Below are 21,857 nucleotides of genomic sequence, written 5' to 3'. Positions count from 1 at the left end.
TCGTGCACAAATATGGTGCCCGCTCCGAATTGTTTCGCCTCTCGTTACCAATGTGTAACGTTTCTCGCCAACCTTGTTGACCGTGGTCTGCCCCCTTTAGGGTGTGAACATCAGGCGCACTGCCGCGCTCTGTCTTGTCGCGGCGGTCGCTCATCTTGCACAGGAGGAAAATTGAGAATCAGACGATTCGCAGCAGCAGCTGCCACGGTCGCCGTCGGTGCTCTCGTCCTCTCGGGCTGCGCAGCACCGCAGTCGGAGATCGTCGAGGGTTCATCGTTGTCGGTGGCGTGGAACCAGCCGTTCTACTCGTACAACGACCTGACTTCGTTCGGTAATGCGACGGCGAACGCCAACATCACGTATTCCACGAACTCGCGGTTCAACTTCTACGACGACACGCCAAAGCTCATCCAGGACACGTCCTTCGGAACGTATGAGAAGGTCTCTGACGACCCGCTGGTCGTCAAATACACGATCGCTGACGGCGTGAAATGGTCTGATGGCACTGCCGTCGACGCTGCCGACCTCCTGCTCAACTGGGTCTCGCTTTCGGGTGCTGAGAACACGCCCGATTTCGACTCCACCCAGTTCACCAACCCCGATACCGGTGAGTTCACTCCCGACTTCCCAACCGACGTCGTCTTCTTCGACTCGGGCGCTGACCCGACAACGGGACCCGGCCTCGTGAGTAAGCTGCCCGAGGTCAGTGACGACAAGAAGTCGATCACGATGACCTGGGACGCCCCGTTCGTCGACTGGGAACTCTCCTTCACCACCGCAGGGCTTCCCGCCCACGTCGTGGCGCAGCAGGCCCTCGGAATCGAAGACCCGCAGGAAGCGAAAGACGCCCTCGTGGCGGCCATCACCGACAACGACGCAGCGTCGATGGCGAAGATCGCCAATTTCTGGAACACCGGCTTCAACTTCACCGAGATGCCCAGTGACACGAGCCTGGTCGTCAGCAACGGACCGTACACGATCACGAACTTCGTGGCCGACCAGTACATCACCCTGACTGCCAACGAGAATTACGTCGGCGACCACAAGCCGCAGGTTGCCGAGATCACGGTGAGATTCATCACCGACCCGCTCGCGGCCGTTCAAGCGCTGCAGAACGGTGAAGTGCAGGTCATCTCGCCACAGGCTACGGCCGACGTGTCTGATGCTCTTGCAGCACTCGACGTGACCGTGGTGGGTGGCTACGAGGGCACTTACGAGCACATCGACCTCCAGTTCGACCAGTCGAAGAGCGGACACTTCAACAACCCCCTCATCCGTGAGGCGTTCATGAAGGTCATCCCGCGCCAGGAGATCGTCGACAAGCTCATCGTCCCGATCCAGGCAGATGCCGTCACCCGTGACTCGCAGGTCTTCCTTCCCGGAGCAGAGGGCTACGACGACTCCGCCAAAGCCAACGGTTCTGCTGACTACGCTGACGTCGACATCGCCGGCGCAACGGCACTGCTTGCCGAGGCCGGCGTGACCAACCCCGAGGTCTGCATGCTCTTCTCGTCGACGAACCCTCGCCGTGCAAACGAGTTCCTGCTGATCCAGCAGTCCGGAGCCCTGGCCGGCTTCAACGTCACAGACTGCTCGAGCCCAGACTGGGGAGGCCTGCTGGGCACCCCCAGTGCCTACGACGCATCGCTGTTCGGATGGCAGTCGACGAGCCTAGGGGTGACGAACGGCCCGCCCCCCACCTTCAACTCGAAGGGAATCAACAACCTCAACTTTTACAGCAACCCTGACATGGACAAGCTGACAGATCAGTTGGGTAAGGAGTTCGACCTCGACAAGCAGATTGAGATCCAAAAGAAGATCGACAAGCTGCTGTGGGAGGACTTCTATGGCGTCACGATCTTCCAGTTCCCTGCGGTGACCGCGTTCGACCAGACGAAGATCGCGAACATCGCTCCGTCGACGCTCTCGCCGACGATTTTCTGGAACGTTTGGGAATGGAGCCCGGTCAGCGAATAATCGAGAAGACTCGATCATTCGTTACCGTTAGCTAATTCTGGGCGCTGGGACCGAAAGGTCCCAGCGCCCGCCATTCTGGAAGACGCATTAAGGCAGGTCACGCTCGTGGCAACATTCGTCGTCAGGCGCCTCATCGCGTCGATTTTCATTCTTCTCGCAGCGACCTATCTCATGTACATCCTGACGGCGTTGTCGGGTGACCCCCTCGAGGACCTGCGAGTCAGCACCGCACCCAACAAGGCGCAACTCATCGAGGCCCGCACTCAGTTGCTCAATCTCGACGTTCCGCCATTCCTCAGATACTTCATCTGGCTCGCTGGTGTGGGCAAGTGCTTCATCGGGCAGTGTGACCTCGGTGTCACCGTGCAGAACCAGCCCGTAGCTGTGTTGCTGGCGCAGGCGGCCGGTTCGACGCTGCAGCTCGTCACGATCGCCAGTATCGTCGCCATCGTCCTCGGCATCACCGTCGGTATCACCACCGCGCTTCGCCAGTACAGCGGCTACGACTACGGCGTGACCTTCATCTCGTTCCTGTTCTTCTCGCTGCCGATCTTCTGGGTCGCCGTCCTCCTGAAGCAGTACATCGCCATCGGCTTCAACGACTTCCTCGCCGATCCGAAGATCGAATACTGGATCATCCCGATAATCGCGGTCATCTCGGGATTGATCTGGATGTCGATCATCCCGAGGAAAGGGCTGCAGAAGCTGCTCACGTTCGGCATTGCGGCCGTCGCGACCGCGGGCATTCTGTTCTATATGGACCTGAGCGACTGGTTCTCGACCCCCCACATCGGATTCGTCGGGATCATCATCTCCTCGATCGGGGTTGCCATCGGGGTCACGCTGATCTCGACCGGATTGAAACGGAGGCGGGCGCTGTATGCCTCCCTTGCCGTTGCAGGCGTCGGCATCGCCATCTACTTCCCATTCCTCTACGGCTTCTCGTTCGGCCTCGAGCTATGGGGACTGGCGCTGATCGCGCTGCTCACGATCGGAGTGAGCTTCGGAATCGGCTGGTTGTTCGGGGGTTCTGATCGATTGCCTGTGGCCCGCACCGCGGCGATCACCGGATTCCTGGTGGCCGGGCTCATTGCACTCGACCGCTTTATGTTCGTGTGGAACCAGTACGCGAACTCCGGACGCATCAAGGGGCGGCCGATCGCTACGGTCGGATCATCCACCCCCGGTCTTGAAGGTTCCCTCTGGGTGCAGGGCGTCGACCTTTTCACCCACCTGCTGCTGCCGACCATCGCCCTGATCCTGATCTCCTTCGCGAGTTACACGCGGTACTCGCGAGCGAGCCTGCTCGAAGTGATGAACCAGGACTACATCCGCACGGCTCGCGCGAAGGGGCTCACTGAGCGCACGGTCGTGGTGCGCCACGCCTTTCGCAACGCACTCATCCCGATCGCCACGATCGTCGCGTTCGACATCGGCGGCATCATCGGTGGTGCGGTGATCACGGAAAGAGTGTTCGGCTTCGTCGGAATGGGCCAACTGTTCCAGAACGGCCTCGACAAGGTGGATCCGAACCCCGTGATGGCCTTCTTCCTCGTGACCGGCGGGCTCGCAATCCTGTTCAACCTGCTCGCAGACCTTGTGTATGCGGGGCTCGACCCACGAATCCGGGTGTCCTGATGACTAGCCTCGAACCTCCGGTGCAGCAGCCCGGCCATCAGGCGCCAGGCGTCACCGACGACGAATCCTCGATCGAACTCAAAGACATCGCCGGCCTCAGCCAGGGCCAGATCGTTCGCAAGCGGTTCTTCCGCCACCGCGGAGCCCTGGTCGCAATGTTCGTGTTGCTGTTCATCATCGTGCTGGCCTTCAGCTCGGTCGGGCCCCAATTCGGCAGCTTCAAACCAGGCGGCTGGTGGCAGTTCACCTGGAACATCGCGGTCGCGGTGGAGAATGGCGGGCGACCGACGATCTCGCTCTTCCCCTTCACCTTCGGCAACCACCCGTTCGGACAGGACGAAGTCGGTCGGGACATCTTCGCCGTCGTCATGCGGGGCACCCAGCAGTCGTTGATGATCATGGTGATCGTGGGCGGAATCGCCACCATCATCGGAACGGTGGTCGGAGCCGTATCCGGCTTCTATCGTGGTGCGACCGACGCGGTGCTGATGCGCTTCACCGACATCATCATCACGATCCCCGTGATCGTGATCGGCGCGGTTCTCGGACGACGCTTCGGCATCGCCGGTGCTCCGGTGCTCGCACTCATCCTCGGCCTGGTGCTCTGGACGGGGCTCGCTCGACTCGTTCGAGGAGAGTTCCTGTCCCTGCGCGAGCGTGAGTTCGTGGATGCCGCCCGCGTGGCAGGCGCCCGCGATGCGCGGATCATCTTCCGCCACATCCTGCCCAACGCCATTGGCGTCATCATCGTCAACTCGACGCTGCTGATGGCCGCGGCGATACTGATCGAGACCGGACTCAGCTTCCTCGGCTACGGGGTGCAGGCGCCAGACACCTCGCTCGGCAAGATCATCAGCGAGAACCAGGCGGCGTTCTCGACCCGACCCTGGCTGTTCTGGTGGCCAGGTCTGTTCATCATCGCCATCGCCCTGTGCATCAACTTCATCGGCGACGGTCTTCGCGATGCGTTCGACCCTCGTCAGCGGCGCATGCCGACCGACAGGGCACTGGCGAGGGCGAAACGACTCGGCCCCGATGGCGGAAAGCCTGACGCTGCTCCGGCCGCGGGCGGAGACCTCAACCGCGCGGCAGCTGTCGTGTCGTCCCGCGGTGCGGGTATGCAGGGCGGCGGGCCCGGAACGCGGGGCTACAGCGCCGACAAGCCCAACGCCGATGATCGCCCCCCGAGGGGCGACAGCTGATGCCCGCGCTAAAGCGCAATCCCGAGCACCGTCGCGACGGCCAACGTGGCCATCGCGATGATCGTCGGCCAGTGGATGTCGCGGCGCACGCTCCCGTCTTCGTAGCCCGCATCGAGCAGGCCGTCGTCACGAAGTTCCCCCCAATGGCGGCGGATGACGAAGGCAGCAGCACCACTTCCCGTGGACAGCAGGTCGCCGGGTCGAACAGCGCCCGTTCCGTTCGAGGCGAGCCGGGCATCCGATGCCGCAGCGTTGTGAGAGGCATAGCGATTAGGGGCCGGGCTCGCCCAGGCCGAGATCGTGCCACCGGTCGTGTAGAGCGTGAGCGCGTACTTCGTGTCGATGCGCTGGATCGCCGGCCATGGCACCGTGATGGTGCTGAAGACGTTGCGAACCGTGATTGCGTGCTCGGCGACGTCGAGACTGGGTCGCCAGAACAGCGCGTACACCACGACGACCAGCAGCAGCATGCCCCAGCCGTAGCGCACCAGGCCCTCGTAATCACCGGCGACGATGAAGCCGGCCAGGCCGAACGCGACGATGACCGCCACGATGACACTCAGTACTCGACCGAACACCGGGCGAAAAGAAGTTGGGGCGAAACGCATGCCTCCAGCTTCGCAGATCGCCTTCACTCAACTGCAGGGAACGTCAGCTGATGGCAACGAGCGCACCGACCACACCCACCTCCGAAACGGTTCTCGAGGTCACTGGCCTCGGCGTCGATTTCTGGGTCGATGGAACCTTCTACCCAGCCGCGATCGACCTGAACTACTCAGTCAAGCGCGGCGAGGTGCTCGCCATCGTCGGCGAGTCAGGCTCGGGCAAGAGCTCGAGCTCGATGGCGCTGCTCGGCCTGCTGCCGGCCAACGCCAAGGTCACCGGGTCGATCAAACTCCTGGGCAAAGAACTGCGGGGAATCCCCGAGCGCGAACTCAGACAGGTGCGAGGCAACCAGGTTGCTGTCATCTTCCAGGAGCCGATGACGGCACTGAACCCGGTCTACACGATCGGTTTCCAGATCATGGAGGCCCTGCGCTCCCACTTCGACCTCACGCCTACCGAGGCGAAGGATCGAGCGATCGACCTTCTCACCAAGGTCGAAATGCCGGATCCGCCGATCGCGTTCAACAAGTACCCCCACCAGTTGTCGGGCGGCCAGCGGCAGCGCGCCATGATCGCCCAGTCGATCTCGTGCGACCCCGTGCTGCTGATCGCGGACGAGCCGACGACTGCTCTCGACGTGACGGTGCAGGCGGAGATCCTGGATCTGCTGCGCAGCCTGCGCACGCGACTCGATAGTGCGATCATCCTGATCACCCACGACATGGGCGTCGTGGCCGACCTCGCCGACCACATCATGGTGATGAAGGATGGGCTTGCCGTCGAGACGGGGACCGTCATCGACGTGTTCACCCGGCCTACCGCCGAATACACGAAGTCCCTGCTCGCCGCCGTTCCTCATCTGGGCGCCGCAACCGTCGAAAGCTCCCTGCGCGTGACGAAGGCTCGTACAGACACGCGGACGGCCGTGCTGAAGTTCGAGAACGTCTCCATTGAATACCCGAAACGGGGCCGGGTTCCGGCTTTCCGGGCTGCTGAGAACATCAACCTCGAGATCTTTCCCGGCGAGATCGTCGGCCTGGTTGGGGAGTCCGGATCGGGCAAGACCACGCTCGGGCGGGCATCCGTGGGCCTGCTGCCGATCGCCGAGGGAAAGCTGACGGTGGTCGGCTACGACATCTCGAACGCGAGCCAGAAAGACCTCCGTCCCCTGCGCCAGAAGACCGGAATCGTCTTCCAGGACCCGGGGTCGAGCCTGAATCCCCGGATGCCCATTGGGCAGTCGATCGGTGAACCCCTGCTGCTGGCGGGCGAGGCCAGGGGCAAAGACCTCGATCGGCGGGTACAGGAGCTGTTGAGCTCCGTCGAACTGCCGACGAGCTACCGCAACCGGTATCCGCACGAGTTGAGTGGTGGCCAGCGCCAGCGCGTGGGTATCGCCAGGGCACTCGCGCTGACTCCCGAACTGCTCGTCGCCGACGAGCCGACGAGTGCCCTCGATGTCTCGGTGCAGGCCAGGTTCCTCGACCTGCTGCAGGAGTTGCAGCAGCAACTCCAGTTCGCCTGCCTCTTCGTCAGCCATGACCTGGCGGTGGTCGATATTCTCGCGCACAGGATCGCGGTCATGCATCGCGGTAGACTTGTGGAGCAGGGAACTCGAGATGAGATCCTGCGACACCCCAAAGACCCTTACACACAGCGACTCATCGCTGCCGTGCCGCTGCCGGATCCGCTCGCTCAGCGTGAGCGGCGTGAGACTCGCGCAGCCTCCAAGGCCTCAGAAGGCCAGAACTAGAAGGAACACGCTCATGGCAATCGCCACACGCTCAGACCTGCGCAACGTGGCGATCGTCGCCCACGTCGACCACGGCAAGACCACCCTTGTGGACGCGATGCTCAGGCAGACCAACTCGTTCGCTGCGCATGCTCACCTCGAGGAGCGTGCGATGGACTCGAACGACCTCGAACGCGAAAAGGGCATCACGATCCTCGCCAAGAACACGGCGATCTCGTACAACGGCATCCATGCTGCTGCCAACGGCGACGGCGGACCGATCATCATCAACGTGATCGACACCCCGGGCCACGCCGACTTCGGTGGAGAGGTCGAGCGCGGCCTGTCCATGGTCGACGGTGTCGTGCTGCTCGTCGACGCGAGCGAGGGGCCGCTGCCCCAGACGCGCTTCGTGCTGCGCAAGGCGCTCGAGGCCAAGCTGCCCGTCATCCTGCTAGTGAACAAGACCGACCGCCCCGATGCGCGCATCGACGAGGTCGTCACCGAGAGCCAGGACCTGCTCCTCGGTCTCGCCAGCGACATGCACGACGACTTCCCTGACCTCGACCTGGATGCCGTGCTCGACGTTCCCGTCGTCTACGCTTCGGGCCGGAACGGTGCCGCTAGCTGGAACCGCCCGGAGAACGGCTCACTGCCAGACAACGAAGACCTCGAACCGCTGTTCGACGCCATCATCAAGCACATCCCGGCTCCGACCTACGATGACGAGCACCCGCTGCAGGCGCACGTCACCAACCTCGACGCCTCGCCGTTCCTCGGCCGTCTCGCGCTCCTGCGTGTCTTCAACGGCACCATCAAGAAGGGCCAGACCGTCGCCTGGGTCAAGCACGACGGCAGCGTTCACAACGTGCGCGTCACCGAGCTGCTCATCACCAAGGCGCTCGACCGCTTCCCGACTGAATCCGCCGGCCCGGGTGACATCGTTGCCGTCGCAGGCTTCGAAGACATCACCATCGGTGAGACCCTCGCCGACCCGGATGACGTTCGCCCGCTGCCGACCATCAAGGTCGACGATCCCGCCATCTCGATGACGATCGGTACGAACACCTCCCCGATCATCGGCAAGGTCAAGGGGCACAAGCTCACGGCCCGCATGGTCAAGGATCGCCTGGACCGCGAACTCGTCGGTAACGTCTCCATCAAGCTCGTCGATATCGGTCGCCCCGACGCCTGGGAGATCCAGGGCCGTGGTGAGCTCGCGCTCGCCATCCTGGTCGAGCAGATGCGTCGCGAAGGCTACGAGCTCACCGTCGGCAAGCCGCAGGTGGTCACGAAGCACATCGATGGAAAGCTCAACGAGCCGTTCGAGCACCTCACCATCGACTCGCCTGAGGAGCACCTCGGTGCGATCACTCAGCTTCTCGCCTCGCGCAAGGGTCGCATGGAGACCATGACGAACCACGGCACTGGCTGGGTACGCATGGAGTTCATTGTGCCGTCGCGAGGGCTCATCGGATTCCGCACCGAGTTCCTGACGATCACCCGTGGTACCGGAATCGCCAACGCGATCTCGCACGGCTATGAGCCGTGGGCTGGCGCCATCGAGACCCGCACCAACGGCTCGATCGTCGCCGACCGCTCCGGTGCCGCGACTCCGTTCGCCATGACAGCCCTGCAGGAGCGCATGTCGTTCTTCGTGGAGCCGACCCAGGAGGTCTACGAGGGCATGGTCGTCGGTGAGAACTCGCGTGCAGACGACATGGACGTGAACATCACCAAGGAGAAGCAGCTCACCAACATGCGCCAGTCGACGTCTGACACGTTCGAGCGCATGACCCCGTCGCGCAAGCTCACCCTCGAGGAATGCCTCGAGTTCGCCCGCGAAGACGAGTGCGTCGAGGTCACCCCCGAGGTGATCCGTATCCGCAAGGTCGAGCTCGACTCGAGCGCCCGTGCTCGCGCCTACTCGCAGCGCAAAAAGCAGAACGCCTAGCAACCACCTGTCGATAGCTCGCCGGGCGCCAGGGCGCCAGGCGAGCTATCGTGGTTTTTCCCGGAGATCCACCGTTCCGGCACACCTGCGGCCCGCTACGATGTGGCCGTGAAACTCTCCAGCGTGCGCGCACCCCTCGCGATCATCGTCGTGCTCGCGATCGCCCCGGTGCTCATCGGCTGTTCCCTCAACCCCGTCGAATCGATCATCGAACAGGCAACGGGTGGTGACGTCAACCTCGACGGGGCATCACTGCCGAAGGACTTCCCGGGCGACATTCCTTTGGTGGATAGCGAGATCCAGTCCGGGGCTGGCTTCAAGACCGGTAACGACCAGGTCTGGAACGTCACGATCAAATCCACCGACCCCGCGATCTTCGATGCTGTTGCCGCGCAACTGACCGATGCGGGATTCACTCAGAATGAGATCGGCGGTGGCACCACCGAAACCGGGTCGCTCGGCACCTTCACGAACGACAGGTACACCGTCGCCGTGGTCGTGGCCACCGAGGGTGGCGTCACCGTGAACTACACCGTCACCACGACCGCCCTAGCGCCGTAGGGGCAGCCGCACCCGATACCCGGCGGTCGCTCGAGACCGCACCCGGGCCGCGTGGTCAGCGGAGGCCGCGACGGGCATCACGCCCACGCCAAGGCTCGTGCCCAGGCTCGTGCTCGTGCTCGTGGTCGCTCGGTCTGCTCGGTCTGCTCGGTCTGCTCGGTCTGCTTGGCTCGTCTCGACTCTGCCCGCACGACTCGACCCGCACGGTCCGATCCACCGAATGAAGGCGATTCCTGCATCCGGGAACCGCTGGCGCGGAACTCGCGCCCTCCACGCAGAAATCTCCTTCATTTGGTATCCGGGCGGGAGCAAGCATTTGGTATCCGGGCGGGAGCAAGCATTTGGTATCGGGGCGGAGGACAGCATTTGGTGTCGGGCGGAGGACAGCATTTGGTGTCGGGCGGAGGACAGCGGTGCGCGGCCACGTGTGACCGTTACGGCGTGCGCACCGTCATGACTCCTGCAACTCGGGCGTTCGGCATGCTGCCACCCCGGATGACGCCCGGTTAACTCGGCTGCAGCAGGAGTGAGGAACACCGGCGGCGACGGATGCGCGTGGCGGCGAGAGAGGACACCGGCGCCGCTGACGAGAATCCGCCTCAGCCAAAGAGGGTCGCGCCGACGTAGCTGCCGGATGCGGCGCCCGGCGGTATCGCGAAGACACCGGAGCTCACGTGCTTGACGTACTCATTGAGCGCATCGCGGCTCAGACTCGACTGGACGTCGATGAACTGCTGTGGAGAGCGCTGGAACGAGATGAAGAAGAGTCCGGCATCCAGCCGTCCCAACTCGTCATTGCCATCGACGAAATTGTAGCCGCGGCGCAGCAACTGCGAACCCTTCGTCATCGACGAGTGCGCGAGCCTGACGTGTGCGTTCGAATCGATGAGCGGCTGGCCTGCGGCGCCCTCTGCCTCGAGGTCGACCGGAGAGAACTCGGTGCCGCCGGAGAGCGGCGCCCCCTCGCCCTTGCTGCGGCCGATCACCTTCTCCTGCTCTCCGAGCATGACGCGATCCCACGCTTCGATGATCATGCGGATCTTGCGTGTCACGAGATAGCTGCCGCCGGCGAGCCAGGCTGCGTCGTCGGTACCGACCCAGACCTGGTCGTTGACGGTCATGGGGTCTTCGGCCTTGATATTGGCCGTTCCATCCTTGAAGCCGAACAGGTTTCGCGGCGTCACCTGTGACGTCGAGGTCGACGAGGTGCGGCCGAACCCCAGTTGCGACCAGCGGATGGATGCGCGACCGAACGCGATGCGGGTGAGGTTTCGGATGGCGTGTACCGCGACCTGGGGATCGTCGGCGCAGGCCTGGATGCACAAGTCGCCACCGCCGTTTCCGGGCTTCAGGGCGTCCCCGGAGAAGCGGGGGAGGCTGGCCAGCAGCGCGGGCTTCTTGCTCGCGATTCCGAAGCGGTCCACACCATCGTCGGTGGTGAAGAGCGTGGGGCCGAACCCGATCGTGATCGTCAGGCCGCTCGCGGGCAGGTTGAGCGCCTCGCCCGTGTCGTCTGGCGGGGCGAGCGGGGAGCCATTCACGGCACCGGATTCGCTGACATCCTGGCCCTGGGTCATGCGGGCCGCCGCGAACGACCAGTCCTTGAGCAGCGCGATGAGGTCGTCTCGAGAGGTCGTCGCCGAGAGATCGAACGCCGCGAAATGCAGCCTGTCCTGCGCCGGCGTGGTGATGCCGGCCTGGTGCGCTCCGAAGAACGGGTACGCGGTCGAGACTCCCGCGGCATTGGTAGCGCCGCCGCCGCTCACCACTGCGCCGACGGATGCCCCACCGATCGCCACCCCGGCGACACCGGCTCCCGCCAGCCCGAAGAGCCCGCGGCGCGACAGTCCCGTGCGCGCGCGCTCGGGCTTCCCCACCGGTGGCTCGTTCATCTGTCTCATCGTCTTCTCGCGGGCCGGCGCGTCGGGTCAGTCGGCGATGCCGAGCACGGTGTGCGTGAGCTTCGACAGTGGCTCTGCCAAGGCATTGACCTGGTCGGAGATGTCTTTGCGCTGCGCGCTGGTGACGGTGTCGTAGCTGGTGAATCCGGAATCGATGCTGCCGTAGGTGCCGAGCAACGTTTTCAATGCGGCGAACTCGGTCTCGATGTCGTCGGCGAGGGCTGCGCCTTCGGCGTCGCTCGTGGTCGCGATACCCCTCACGGTGCCGAAGGCCACCTCGGCGCCCTCGACATTGCCGTAGAGGTCGAAGAGGTCGGTGTGCGACCACCAGTCCTCCTCGCCGGAGATCTTGCCGACGGCCACCTCGTCGAGCAGGGCGATGGCACCGTTGCTGATGTCGGCCACGCTCACCGAGAAGTCATCGGCATTGACCAGGGCTGACAGCTCCTTCACGTTCTCGACGAGCCCGTCGGCGAACTGCTGGCGCTCGACGGGCGTGGACGGCGCCCAGTCGACGAGCGCCGGCTGACCGTCTGAATTCAGGTCTGAAGCGCCCGGAACCCACAGGTCTTTCTCCATGCGGTGGAAGCCAGTCCAGTCGATGCCCTCGGCGACGGCATCCACTTCGCGGTAATCGATTTTGGGGTCGAGGTCGCCGAAAGCCTCGGCCGTCGGCTCGATGCGCTCGTAGGAGAGCCGAGCGCTCGCGAAGAGGGAGCGGGCGGTCTCGTCATCGTTGGCTGCATAGGCGCCAGCGAAGGCCGTGACCCGGGGCGTCAGCTCGGCGACCTGCTGCTTGATGTAGGCGATGTAGTTTGTGACGGCCTGCTCGGACTGTTCCTGCTGCGCCCCGGTGCCGAGCGCGGCTTCGCCGGTCACGGTGAACTCGGCCAGCCCGATGGGTGAACCTGCTCGCTCGAACCTGCACGCCGTGTAGTAGGTGCCTGGATCGAGCTGGGCGACCAGTGAGACGGACTGGCCAGGAGTGATGTTCTCTTTCTCGCCGACGATGCGGAGCTTGTCCTCCGCGTAGATGTAGAACTCGTTGACTCCGGTGCCGGCGTTCGTGATCGAGAACGGGATGGCCCCGGCGGCCGCGGTGGTTTCGGACACGACACACGTGTCGTCCGTGACATCCACCGTCAACGCCGTTGTCGATGCCGCACTGTTGGGTACGCAACCCGAGAGGGCGAGGGCGAGGGCCGCGGCTCCGGCGGCGCCGATGATTAGTCGTTGGGGCATGGCTGCGCTCCTGGGTCTGGGGTGCTGGCAGAGGTGAGGTGGCGTCAGCCGTGGCTGTTGGCGGCGACGGGAGACGCTGTGCTGATATCGAGTTTTGGCGCGACCGCCGTAGTGGTCGCTCGGCCTGCGCCAACGATGCGCAGGAACAGCGGGGTGACCACGGCGACATACGCGAGCCAGACGATGACCCTGGCCCAGGTGGGTTCTGGCGTGAAGTTGAAGAGCCCGCCGAGCACCGTGCCGTACCAGCTGGACGGCGGGATGATCGCAGCAAGGCTGAACGCGATCTGGTCGTTGCCGGGGATCATTCCGGCCTCCTGCAGGTCACCGATGCCGTAGGCGAGCACACCGGCGGCGACGATGATCAGGAACAGGCCAGTCCAGGTGAAGAAGCGGGAGAGGTTGATGCGTACGAGTCCCCGGAAGATCAGATACGCGATCACGACCGACACCAGGATGCCCACGAGCGCTGCGGTCGTGCCGAGCGCCGCCTTCGAGCCCGAATTCACGCTCGCCCAGATGAACAGCGCCGTCTCGACGCCCTCGCGAGCGACACTGGCGAAGCCGACCACGATGATGCCCAGGCCCGCACCCATCACCGCGGCGTCGAGCTTCGACTGCAGTTCGCCCTTGAGGTTGCGGGCGTGCCGGCCCATCCAGAAGATCATCCAGGTGACGAGGGAGACCGCGATAATCGAGAGGCTGCCCCCGAGGATCTCTTTGCCCTGGAAGCTCAGGCCGTATGGGCCCCAGGTCAGGATGGCGCCGGTCAGCAGGGAGATCGCGATGGCCGCTCCGATGCCCATCCACAGTCGCGGCAGGACGTCGCGGCGGTTGATCTTATTGAGGTAGGCCACAAGGATGCCGACGATGAGACCGGCCTCGAGGCCTTCGCGGAGGCCGATCAGGAAGTTAGAGAGCACGGGCAGCTTTCGATGGAGGAGTATTGGTAAGCCTTACCTAACAAATTAGACGATACCCACCTGTGCGTATCCTGTCTAGTCGGATGAATGAGGGAGATGCATGCCTGAGCGAGTGCTGTTCGTACACGCCCACCCGGATGACGAGACGATCGCCACCGGTGCCGCCATCGCCACCCTTGTCGAGCGTGGTGCCATCGTGACCGTGCTCACGTGCACGCGCGGCGAACGGGGTGAGATCATCCCATCAGAACTGCAGCACCTCTCCGGAGTCGGGCTGGCTTCCGAGCGCGAGCGGGAGCTGGGGGATGCCCTTGCCGCACTCGGCGTCACGGACCACCTGTTACTGGGGCTCGACGGTGCCCGCTGGGAGGCGCGGCCTCCTCGCCGCTACCTCGACTCCGGTATGCAGTGGGGCGCGAACGGCGCGCAGGCGCTGCACCCCATGGACCCTGAATCCCTGTCCGCGGCCGAGTTGGGTGACGTTGCGGCAGACATCGCGACCGTGATCATCGACCGAGAGCCCGACGTCGTGGTGAGTTATGCCGCAGATGGCGGCTACGGGCATCCTGATCATGTGAGGGCCCACGATGCGACCCGTGCCGCAGCCGAAGTCGTCGGGGTGCCGTTCTATGTGGTCGACAGCCCCGGTTCGAAGCCGGGCCCATTCCGGGTGGATGCGCAGCCTGTGCTCGAGCGCAAACGTGCAGCGCTCGCGGCTCACCGAACCCAGGTCACGCTCGACGGCGACCGGTTCTCGCTGTCATCCGGCGGGCCGCGCCCCATCGCCGCGACGGAGACGTACACCAGGGTGCATCCCGCCGGCGCTTCTGGATTCCACGACCAGAGCCTCGTGAGCCGGGTATCTGCGCTCGTGGTGGCCGCCCTGCTCGGTGCCTTCGCTGGAGCGACCCTGACTGCGGCCCACCAGGCGAGCGTCGCCGTGGGGCCGCTGGTGATCCCCTGGGGCATCATCACGGCCGTGATCGTGACTGCCGCGATCCTCGCCGGGCTCCGCATCGTCTTCGAGACCCGGATCGTCGCCGGTTGCGCCGCAATCGGCCTGCTCGGGGCGTCGGCGCTCCTTGCCATCCAGACGTCCGGTGGCAGCGTGCTGGTGCCCGCCAACCCCGCCGGATACACGTGGACCTACGCTCCCGTGATCATCGCCGCAGTCGTGCTGTCGTGGCCGCGGTTCACGCGACCGGTTCCCAGTCTCAAACGCGGTAATATTGGAGCCTCTGCTTCGAAAGGTTCTGATCTCCTGTGACGTACGTCATCGCCCAGCCCTGCGTCGATCTCAAGGACCGCGCCTGTATCGACGAATGCCCGGTCGACTGCATCTATGAAGGCGACCGGATGTTGTACATCCATCCGGACGAATGCGTCGACTGCGGCGCCTGCGAGCCGGTCTGCCCGGTCGAAGCCATCTACTACGAAGACGACCTGCCAGACAAGTGGGCGGCGTACTACAAAGCGAACGTCGAATTCTTCGACGACGTCGGCTCGCCCGGTGGAGCCGCCAAGGTCGGCGTCATTCACAAGGATCACGAACTCATCGCAGCGCTGCCCGAAGGTGGCGGCTCGTCAGAATGAGCCTCGAGCTTCCCGACTTTCCGTGGGATTCCCTCACGCCCTACAACGAGCGTGCGAAAGCGCATTCGGGCGGAATGGTCGACCTCTCGATCGGTTCCCCGGTGGATGCGACCCCGGACGTGGTCAGGAACGCACTGGCCGCAGCGACAGACGCGCACGCGTACCCGCAGACGATGGGCACGCCAGCGCTTCGTGAAGCGATCGTCGAGTGGTTCGAGCGTCGCAGGGGAGTAAGCGGCCTCTCGGTGGGCAATGTGCTCCCGACTATCGGCTCCAAGGAGCTGATCGCCCTCATGCCTATGCTTCTCGGGCTCGGCAAGGGGGACGTCGTCGTCCAGCCCGCGATCGCCTATCCGACCTACGCCATCGGAGCCGCCGTCGTCGGGGCAACGGTCGTGGCCTCAGACGATCCGGCAGAGTGGCCTGAGAACACCAGGCTCGTCTGGGTGAACAGCCCCGGCAACCCTGACGGCCGAGTTCTGTCCGTGGACGAGCTGCGAGCGGCCGTCACTCGGGCGCGCGAGCTGGGTGCGGTCATCGCGGGTGACGAATGCTACGCCGAGTTGAGCTGGGAATCCGAGTCCGGTACACCGTCGATCCTCGATCCCCGTGTGATCGGCGACGACCGCAGGAACGTGCTCGCTGTCTATTCGTTGAGCAAGCAGTCCAACCTCGCGGGCTACCGTGCGGCTTTCGCTGCGGGATGCAGCAGGGTTATCGGCGAACTGCTTGCCGTGCGCAAGCACCTCGGGCTCATCCCTCCAGCACCGGTGCAGCAGGCCATGATTGCCGCCCTCGAAGACGAAGAGCACGTGGCGGTCCAGCGCGAGTTGTATCGCGCCCGCCGCGCACGGTTGCGGCCGGCTGTCGAGGCCGCCGGATACACGGTCGACCACAGCGAGGGCGGGCTGTACCTCTGGGCGACGAAGGGGCAGGATTCCTGGGCATCCGTCGCCGAATTCGCCGAGCTCGGCATTCTGGTGGTCCCCGGCTCCTTCTACAATGAGAAACCGGCGCAACACGTACGCATTGCCCTGACGGCCACGGATCCAGACATCGACACCGCTATCGCTCGATTGGCCCTGTAGAATATCTACAACCCGCAGCAGCATCCTTTGGGTCATGTGACAGTAGTCGGAGCCGCACCCTAAGCTGTAGGCGTGAATGCAGCCGGTCCAGTCCCCGAGAAGGCCACCCTCCACTTTCCTGGCGGGAGCGCCGAGTTCCCGGTGATCCGGGGCACTGATGGCCACGACTCCATCGACATCTCCACTTTCATGAAGCAGACCGGGTATACGGCTCTCGATCAGGGTTTCGTCAACACCGCGTCCACACGCAGTGCGATCACCTTCATCGACGGCGACAAGGGCATCCTGCGGTATCGCGGCTACGCCATCGAAGACGTCGCCAAAAACTCGACGTACCTCGAGGTCGCCTGGCTGCTGATCTACGGCGAGCTGCCCACAGCCGACCAGCTCGGGGAGTTCGACGAGAAGGTGCGTCGACACACGCTCCTGCACGAAGACCTGCGCCGCTTTTTCGATGCGCTTCCGCCCAACGCGCATCCCATGTCGGTGCTGTCGAGCGCCGTGTCTGCGCTGTCGACGTACTACGAAGACTCGCTCAATGTCCGCGATCCTGAGCAGGTCGAGATCTCGACCATTCGTTTGCTGGCCAAGCTGCCCGTCATCGCCGCGTACGCGCACAAGAAGAGCCTCGGCCAGGCCCTCCTGTACCCGGATAACAGCCTGAGCTTCGTCGACAACTTCCTGAAACTGAACTTCGGCAATCACGCAGAGCCTTACGAGGTCAACCCCGTGCTGTCCAAGGCGCTCGACCGCCTGCTGATCCTGCACGAAGACCACGAGCAGAACGCCTCGACGTCGACGGTGCGGCTCGTCGGTTCGACCGAGGCCAACATCTTCGCCTCGATCTCCGCCGGGATCAACGCCCTCTACGGGCCGCTCCATGGCGGCGCGAACGAGGCCGTGCTGAAGATGCTCGCCGAGATCAAAGCGTCAGGTGAGGGCGTCGAGAAGTTCGTCGAACGTGTCAAGAACAAGGAAGACGGCATCCGCCTGATGGGCTTCGGCCACCGCGTGTACAAGAGCTTCGACCCGCGCGCGACTCTCGTCAAGGAGAGCGCGGACGAGGTGCTTGCGGCTCTCGGCGTCAAGGACGACCTCCTCGACATCGCCAAGGAGCTCGAGGCGGTAGCGCTCGCGGACGACTACTTCATCGAGCGCAGGCTCTACCCGAACGTCGACTTCTACACCGGCGTGATCTACAAGGCGATGGGATTCCCGTCCCGGATGTTCACGGTGCTGTTCGCCATAGGCCGCCTTCCCGGGTGGATCGCGAACTGGCGCGAGATGAACGAAGATCCCATGACCAAGATCGGCCGCCCGCAGCAGTTGTACACGGGCTCCGAGGTCAGAAACTGGCCGCAGCGCTAGTCGATGACGGTGGCATGCAGTTCGGCATCACGGAAGATCACGGTCAACTGGCCCGCGTGATCCGGTGAACACCGCATACCCAGGGTGAGTTCGGGTAGTTCGAAGTTCGCCTCGAACGCGAGCCGGGTCCACGTCCCTGTTCCAGCACGCGTGCGACTGGCCTCGAAGAAGTCGAGCCGCCCGCTGGTGTCGACCATGCCGCACCGGATGCCCGTGGATACCCCATTCGGAACGACGAGCACATCCACCGAGTAACCCACTGCGACGTGTCCGCCGTTGATGGTCAGATTCGTGACCCGGATGTCGCTGTCTGAACTGTAGAAGCCCGTGAACGTCTGCTCGCTCGGCTCGGCGCCAGCGAACAACAGCTGCGCGAGCATCCCGAACCCCGCCACCATCGCAACGGCGGCGACCAGCAACAGTGCCCGGGGAACCCTCATGGGACAACGCTAGCGGCCTCTCACGGGCATGCTGTCGCAGCAGACCGTCGTGGCGGACAGGCGGCAGCGCCGACGTGCCCGTCGTGCCCGTGGTGTCCTGCAGCCCGCTGGGCCCGTCGTGTCCGGTAGCCCGTCCGGCCCGCCGGGCCCGTTCTGTGCAATGCGCGGCAGTACGTCAAACATCGCGCGCGCCGACGTCCCCTTCCGAAATGACGGAGAAACAGCTCGCCGTGGGCTGCAGGTTCGCAGTATCGCGCCGCGGGGCATCCGGATCTCCGTCATTTCGGAAGCATGCAGCCGGATGCCGCTACCGCCGCTACGCGTGCAGCGAGGTGTTGAGCTCCACGCCCTTGCCCGAGCGCGTGAGCACCTCGACCGCGCCGGTCACCGAATTGCGTCGGAACAGCAGCCCTGGCATCCCGCTCAACTCGACCGCCTTGATCGTCGCCCCGTCGGCGAGGATGACCTTGGTGCCCGCCGTCACGTACAACCCAGCCTCGACCACCGTGTCGTCGCCGATGGAGATGCCGACGCCGGAGTTCGCCCCGAGCAGCGCGCGGGCCCCGATCGAGATGCGCTCGGTTCCGCCGCCGGAAAGGGTGCCCATGATGGATGCCCCGCCTCCGATGTCTGCCCCGTCGCCGACCACGACCCCCTGTGAGATGCGGCCCTCGACCATGGATGTGCCGAGGGTGCCCGCATTGAAGTTCACGAAGCCCTCGTGCATCACCGTGGTGCCCGGGGAGAGGTGGGCGCCCAGCCGCACGCGTGAGGCGTCGGCGATGCGCACGCGAGTGGGTGACACGTAGTCGAGCAGTCGCGGGAACTTGTCGATGCCGGTGGCGGCGATCCCGGCGCGCTGCAGCCGGGGGCGCAGCCGGTCGAAGTCGTCGGGATGCACGGGACCGGCGTTGGTCCACACGACGATCGGCAGGTGCCCGAAGAGGCCGTCGAGGTTGATCGTGTTGGGCTGCGCGAGGAGGTGGCTGAGCAGGTGCAGTCGCAGGTAGGCATCTTCCGTGGAGGCCGGCGGGGCATCCAGGTCGATTTCGACCGTGCGGAAGTCGATGGTCACATTGCGGCGCTCGTCTGCGCTCTCGAGGTCTTCGAATTCGGCAGGTGCGATGTATGGATCAGTGCCCGCAGGCAGTGCGCCGAGTACCGGCCTGGGAAACCAGGTGTCGAGAACGGTTCCGTCTCCGGCAACGGTGGCAAGCCCGTAGCCCCATGCAGCGCGCGAAGTCATTCCCCAAGAGTACTTAAACTGGTCGGGTGCCTGACACCGAACGTGCCGTCCCCCTTCTCGACCTCGCCGCAACGTCGGTCGAGCTCACCCGCCAGCTGTGCGATATCGAGTCGGTCTCGGGTGGCGAGAAGCTCATCGCCGACGCCATCATGGCAGCGCTCGCCGGTTGCGAGCACCTCGAAATGGTGCGGGATGGCGACGCCATCGTGGCGCGAACCACGCTGGGCCGCGATCGCCGGGTCGTGATCGCGGGCCACATCGACACCGTGCCGATCAACCACAACCTCCCGGTGGTCGAGCAGGACGGCTTCCTCGTCGGCCGTGGAACCGCAGACATGAAGGGTGGAGTGGCGGTCGCCCTGAAGCTCGCCGCCGAACTCTCTGCGCCCCCCGTCGATCTCACCTGGATCTGGTACGACCATGAGGAGGTCGACAGCGCTCTCAACGGTCTCGGCAGGCTGGCGCGCACACGGCCCGATCTGCTCGAGGGCGATTTTGCGATCCTGGGGGAGCCGACAAGCGCGAAGATCGAGGGTGGATGCAACGGCACGGCCAGGGCGAACGTGACGCTGCGCGGCCTGCGTGCGCACTCCGCCCGCTCCTGGGTGGGCCGCAACGCTATTCACGACGCCGCCCCCGTGCTCGCCATTCTCGCGGCGTACACGCCAGCGCACATCGAAGTGGACGGCCTGGTCTACCGTGAGGGCCTGAACGCTGTCGGTATCACCGGCGGAGTTGCCGGCAACGTGATACCCGACCTCGCCGTGATCAGCATCAACTACCGCTTCGCGCCGAGCCGCAGCGCGGCCGAGGCTGAGGCCCACCTGCGCGAGGTCTTCGACGGCTTCGAGATCGAGGTCACCGATATGGCCGAAGGAGCACGGCCAGGGCTCGACGCGCCTCTCGCACGACTTTTCCTTGCGGCGGTCGGGGGAGAAGCCGCCCCGAAGTACGGCTGGACGGACGTCGCGCGCTTTTCTGCCCTCGGCATCCCTGCGGTCAACTACGGCCCAGGAGATCCGCTCAAGGCGCATGCTGACGACGAGCGCGTCGCGGTCAGCGAAATCCTGGAGTGCGAGCGGGGGCTTCGTGCGTGGCTAAGCGCTCCGTAGCACTCGTCGCTCGCTATCGGCTCACGCCGTGGTGGGTGAAGGTCGTCGTGATCTTCGTCGCATCCCGGGTCGTCACGACCATCATCATGACGTCGTTCGCCGCGAGGCAGGATGCGAACCCGTGGACGGGTCCGAAGCCGGACTACTTCGACTTCGCGGCGATCTGGGACGGTCACTGGTACTACATCATCAGCGCCGTGGGATATCCGTGGACGCTGCCCATGACGGCCGACGGCCGTGTTGCCGAGAACGCCTGGGCCTTCATGCCCGCGTATCCGGCCGTCGTCAGGTTCTTCATGCAGCTGACCGGCCAGGGCTTCCCCGTGGTGGCGGTGGGCGTCTCTGTGGCATTCTCGCTGGCCGCGGCGCTCATGTTCTACAAGCTGATGCACCTGGCACTGCCCGGCGGCACCGCGCTGTTCGCTGTCGTGCTCTTCTGTGCAGCACCGCTGTCGCCGATCCTGCAGGTGTCGTATGCGGAGCCGATGCATCTGCTGCTGCTCACCCTCGCGCTCTATCTCCTGGTGCAGCGCCGCTACTGGTTGCTCATCCCGGTGGTCGCCGTCATGTCACTGACCCGCCCCAGCGGCCTGGCGTTCGCCCTGACGATGCTGTTGCACGTCGGGTACCGGTGGTGGCTGCAGCGGCCCACAGCCCGCGACAGGGAGGAGTTCGCGCTGCGCGATCGCGTGGCATCCATCAGTGTCGGACTCTTCAGCGCGTTCAGCGGTGTGGCCTGGCTTCTTATCGCGTGGGCCGTCACAGGGTCGATCACGGCCTACACCGACACCGAGCTTGCATGGCGCGCGGCGTACATTGGCGACGGGCAGCTGGTGCCGTTCACCGCCTGGGTGAGCGCAACGGCATTCTGGGCACCGTGGTTCGGGATGTCGCAGCCGCTGCTGCTCGTGCTGCTGGTGATCATCGTCGCGGGGTTCTTCGCCGTGCTCCTGTCGCCGTGGGCGCGCCGTATCGGCGTCGACCTGCGCTTCTGGATCGCCAGCTACGCCCTGTACCTGCTGGCGGTCTTCTTCCCACAGTCCAGCCTCTTCCGTCTGCTGATGCCGCTGTTCCCCGCGCTCGGCGTGCTGGCGTTGCCGAAGTCGACCACCTATCGCCTGCTATTGGTCGCCCTGTGTATCGCCGGCCAGTGGGCCTGGGTGCAGTTCGGCTGGTGGGTCGATGGCCAGGACTGGACGCCGCCGTGAGCGGCAGCAGCAGCGCTCGTTTTCTCGATACGCGAGGAATGAACGATAATAGGAGACGTATTCTTT

At 64.6% G+C, this 21,857-nt stretch carries 18 protein-coding genes; 12 read left to right on the top strand and 6 right to left on the bottom strand.

Translation table 11 applies throughout. The features are described 5' to 3' along the window. Positions 1-171 precede the first annotated feature (171 nt). The 3 genes from IEW81_RS03445 (at position 172) to IEW81_RS03435 (ending at position 4,817) form a co-directional block, all read left to right on the top strand. Entirely contained in the window at positions 172-1,977 is a 1,806-nt protein-coding gene (locus IEW81_RS03445) for an ABC transporter family substrate-binding protein (RefSeq protein WP_229671217.1), read from the top strand. Between the two features lie 105 nt (positions 1,978-2,082). Further along, a complete protein-coding gene (locus tag IEW81_RS03440; RefSeq protein WP_097060491.1) occupies positions 2,083-3,615 on the top strand; it encodes an ABC transporter permease in 1,533 nt (510 codons plus the stop codon). Next, entirely contained in the window at positions 3,615-4,817 is a 1,203-nt protein-coding gene (locus IEW81_RS03435; RefSeq protein WP_097060492.1) for an ABC transporter permease, read from the top strand. The genes IEW81_RS03440 and IEW81_RS03435 overlap by 1 nt, the downstream gene beginning before the upstream one ends. A gap of 8 nt (positions 4,818-4,825) precedes the next feature. Here IEW81_RS03435 and IEW81_RS03430 read toward each other — a convergent pair whose 3' ends face one another. Further along, positions 4,826-5,425, bottom strand: a complete 600-nt coding sequence (locus IEW81_RS03430; protein WP_097060493.1) for a PH domain-containing protein — start codon at positions 5,423-5,425, stop codon at positions 4,826-4,828. A 50-nt stretch (positions 5,426-5,475) separates the two neighbouring features. On the opposite strand from IEW81_RS03430, the gene IEW81_RS03425 reads away from it, so the two are divergent. The 3 genes from IEW81_RS03425 (at position 5,476) to IEW81_RS03415 (ending at position 9,670) form a co-directional block, all read left to right on the top strand. Beyond that, positions 5,476-7,176, top strand: a complete 1,701-nt coding sequence (locus IEW81_RS03425) for a dipeptide ABC transporter ATP-binding protein (protein ID WP_097060494.1) — start codon at positions 5,476-5,478, stop codon at positions 7,174-7,176. Positions 7,177-7,189: 13 nt separating this feature from the next. Further along, the gene (typA, locus tag IEW81_RS03420; protein WP_097060495.1) at positions 7,190-9,109 is read left to right on the top strand and encodes a translational GTPase TypA; all 1,920 of its coding nucleotides are present in this window, start codon (positions 7,190-7,192) and stop codon (positions 9,107-9,109) included. A gap of 108 nt (positions 9,110-9,217) precedes the next feature. Next, a complete protein-coding gene (locus IEW81_RS03415; RefSeq protein WP_143544656.1) occupies positions 9,218-9,670 on the top strand; it encodes a hypothetical protein in 453 nt (150 codons plus the stop codon). A 599-nt stretch (positions 9,671-10,269) separates the two neighbouring features. Here IEW81_RS03415 and efeB read toward each other — a convergent pair. Genes efeB through efeU form a run of 3 tightly spaced genes read right to left on the bottom strand, consistent with a single transcriptional unit; the run spans position 10,270 to position 13,736 of the window. Then, positions 10,270-11,562 (bottom strand): iron uptake transporter deferrochelatase/peroxidase subunit, encoded by a 1,293-nt coding sequence (gene efeB, locus IEW81_RS03410; protein WP_373285366.1) that lies wholly within the window; start codon positions 11,560-11,562, stop codon positions 10,270-10,272. A gap of 36 nt (positions 11,563-11,598) precedes the next feature. Continuing rightward, positions 11,599-12,813 (bottom strand): iron uptake system protein EfeO, encoded by a 1,215-nt coding sequence (gene efeO, locus IEW81_RS03405; RefSeq protein ID WP_097060498.1) that lies wholly within the window; start codon positions 12,811-12,813, stop codon positions 11,599-11,601. A gap of 44 nt (positions 12,814-12,857) precedes the next feature. After that, positions 12,858-13,736: an iron uptake transporter permease EfeU gene (gene efeU / locus IEW81_RS03400; RefSeq protein ID WP_097060499.1), complete on the bottom strand. Its 879-nt coding sequence runs from the start codon at positions 13,734-13,736 to the stop codon at positions 12,858-12,860. Positions 13,737-13,836: 100 nt separating this feature from the next. Between efeU and IEW81_RS03395 the strand changes: the two genes are divergently transcribed. The 4 genes from IEW81_RS03395 to IEW81_RS03380 all read left to right on the top strand — a co-directional run bounded on the left by IEW81_RS03395 (position 13,837) and on the right by IEW81_RS03380 (position 17,785). Next, a complete protein-coding gene (locus tag IEW81_RS03395) occupies positions 13,837-15,003 on the top strand; it encodes a PIG-L family deacetylase (protein ID WP_097060500.1) in 1,167 nt (388 codons plus the stop codon). Next, entirely contained in the window at positions 15,000-15,329 is a 330-nt protein-coding gene (gene fdxA, locus IEW81_RS03390; protein WP_097060501.1) for a ferredoxin, read from the top strand. Before IEW81_RS03395 ends, fdxA begins: the two co-directional genes overlap by 4 nt. Next, the gene (gene dapC / locus IEW81_RS03385; RefSeq protein ID WP_097060502.1) at positions 15,326-16,417 is read left to right on the top strand and encodes a succinyldiaminopimelate transaminase; all 1,092 of its coding nucleotides are present in this window, start codon (positions 15,326-15,328) and stop codon (positions 16,415-16,417) included. The genes fdxA and dapC overlap by 4 nt, the downstream gene beginning before the upstream one ends. 72 nt (positions 16,418-16,489) lie before the next feature. Then, positions 16,490-17,785: a citrate synthase gene (locus IEW81_RS03380; protein WP_097060503.1), complete on the top strand. Its 1,296-nt coding sequence runs from the start codon at positions 16,490-16,492 to the stop codon at positions 17,783-17,785. Here the strand turns inward: IEW81_RS03380 and IEW81_RS03375 are convergent. Together IEW81_RS03375 and dapD are read right to left on the bottom strand one after the other, a co-directional pair. Further along, positions 17,782-18,225 (bottom strand): hypothetical protein, encoded by a 444-nt coding sequence (locus IEW81_RS03375; RefSeq protein ID WP_097060504.1) that lies wholly within the window; start codon positions 18,223-18,225, stop codon positions 17,782-17,784. The genes IEW81_RS03380 and IEW81_RS03375 overlap by 4 nt on opposite strands. 316 nt (positions 18,226-18,541) lie before the next feature. Further along, on the bottom strand, positions 18,542-19,471 hold the full coding sequence (dapD, locus tag IEW81_RS03370) for a 2,3,4,5-tetrahydropyridine-2,6-dicarboxylate N-succinyltransferase (RefSeq protein WP_097060505.1): 930 nt from the start codon (positions 19,469-19,471) through the stop codon (positions 18,542-18,544). A 26-nt stretch (positions 19,472-19,497) separates the two neighbouring features. Here dapD and dapE point away from each other — a divergent pair, with 26 nt between their 5' ends. Both dapE and IEW81_RS03360 read left to right on the top strand, forming a co-directional pair. Then, complete coding sequence (dapE, locus tag IEW81_RS03365) at positions 19,498-20,583, top strand: succinyl-diaminopimelate desuccinylase (RefSeq protein WP_097060917.1); 1,086 nt, start codon at positions 19,498-19,500, stop codon at positions 20,581-20,583. Continuing rightward, positions 20,565-21,791 carry a putative hexosyltransferase gene (locus IEW81_RS03360; protein WP_229671216.1) on the top strand — a complete coding sequence of 409 codons (1,227 nt, stop codon included), beginning with the start codon at positions 20,565-20,567 and terminating at the stop codon, positions 21,789-21,791. Before dapE ends, IEW81_RS03360 begins: the two co-directional genes overlap by 19 nt. Positions 21,792-21,857 lie beyond the last annotated feature (66 nt).

This window comes from Salinibacterium xinjiangense (genome assembly GCF_014645015.1).
GTDB classification, from domain to species: Bacteria; Actinomycetota; Actinomycetes; order Actinomycetales; family Microbacteriaceae; genus Rhodoglobus; species Rhodoglobus xinjiangensis.
Note: the sequence above shows the minus strand (reverse complement) of the source record. Positions and strands in the feature narration are given on the sequence as shown.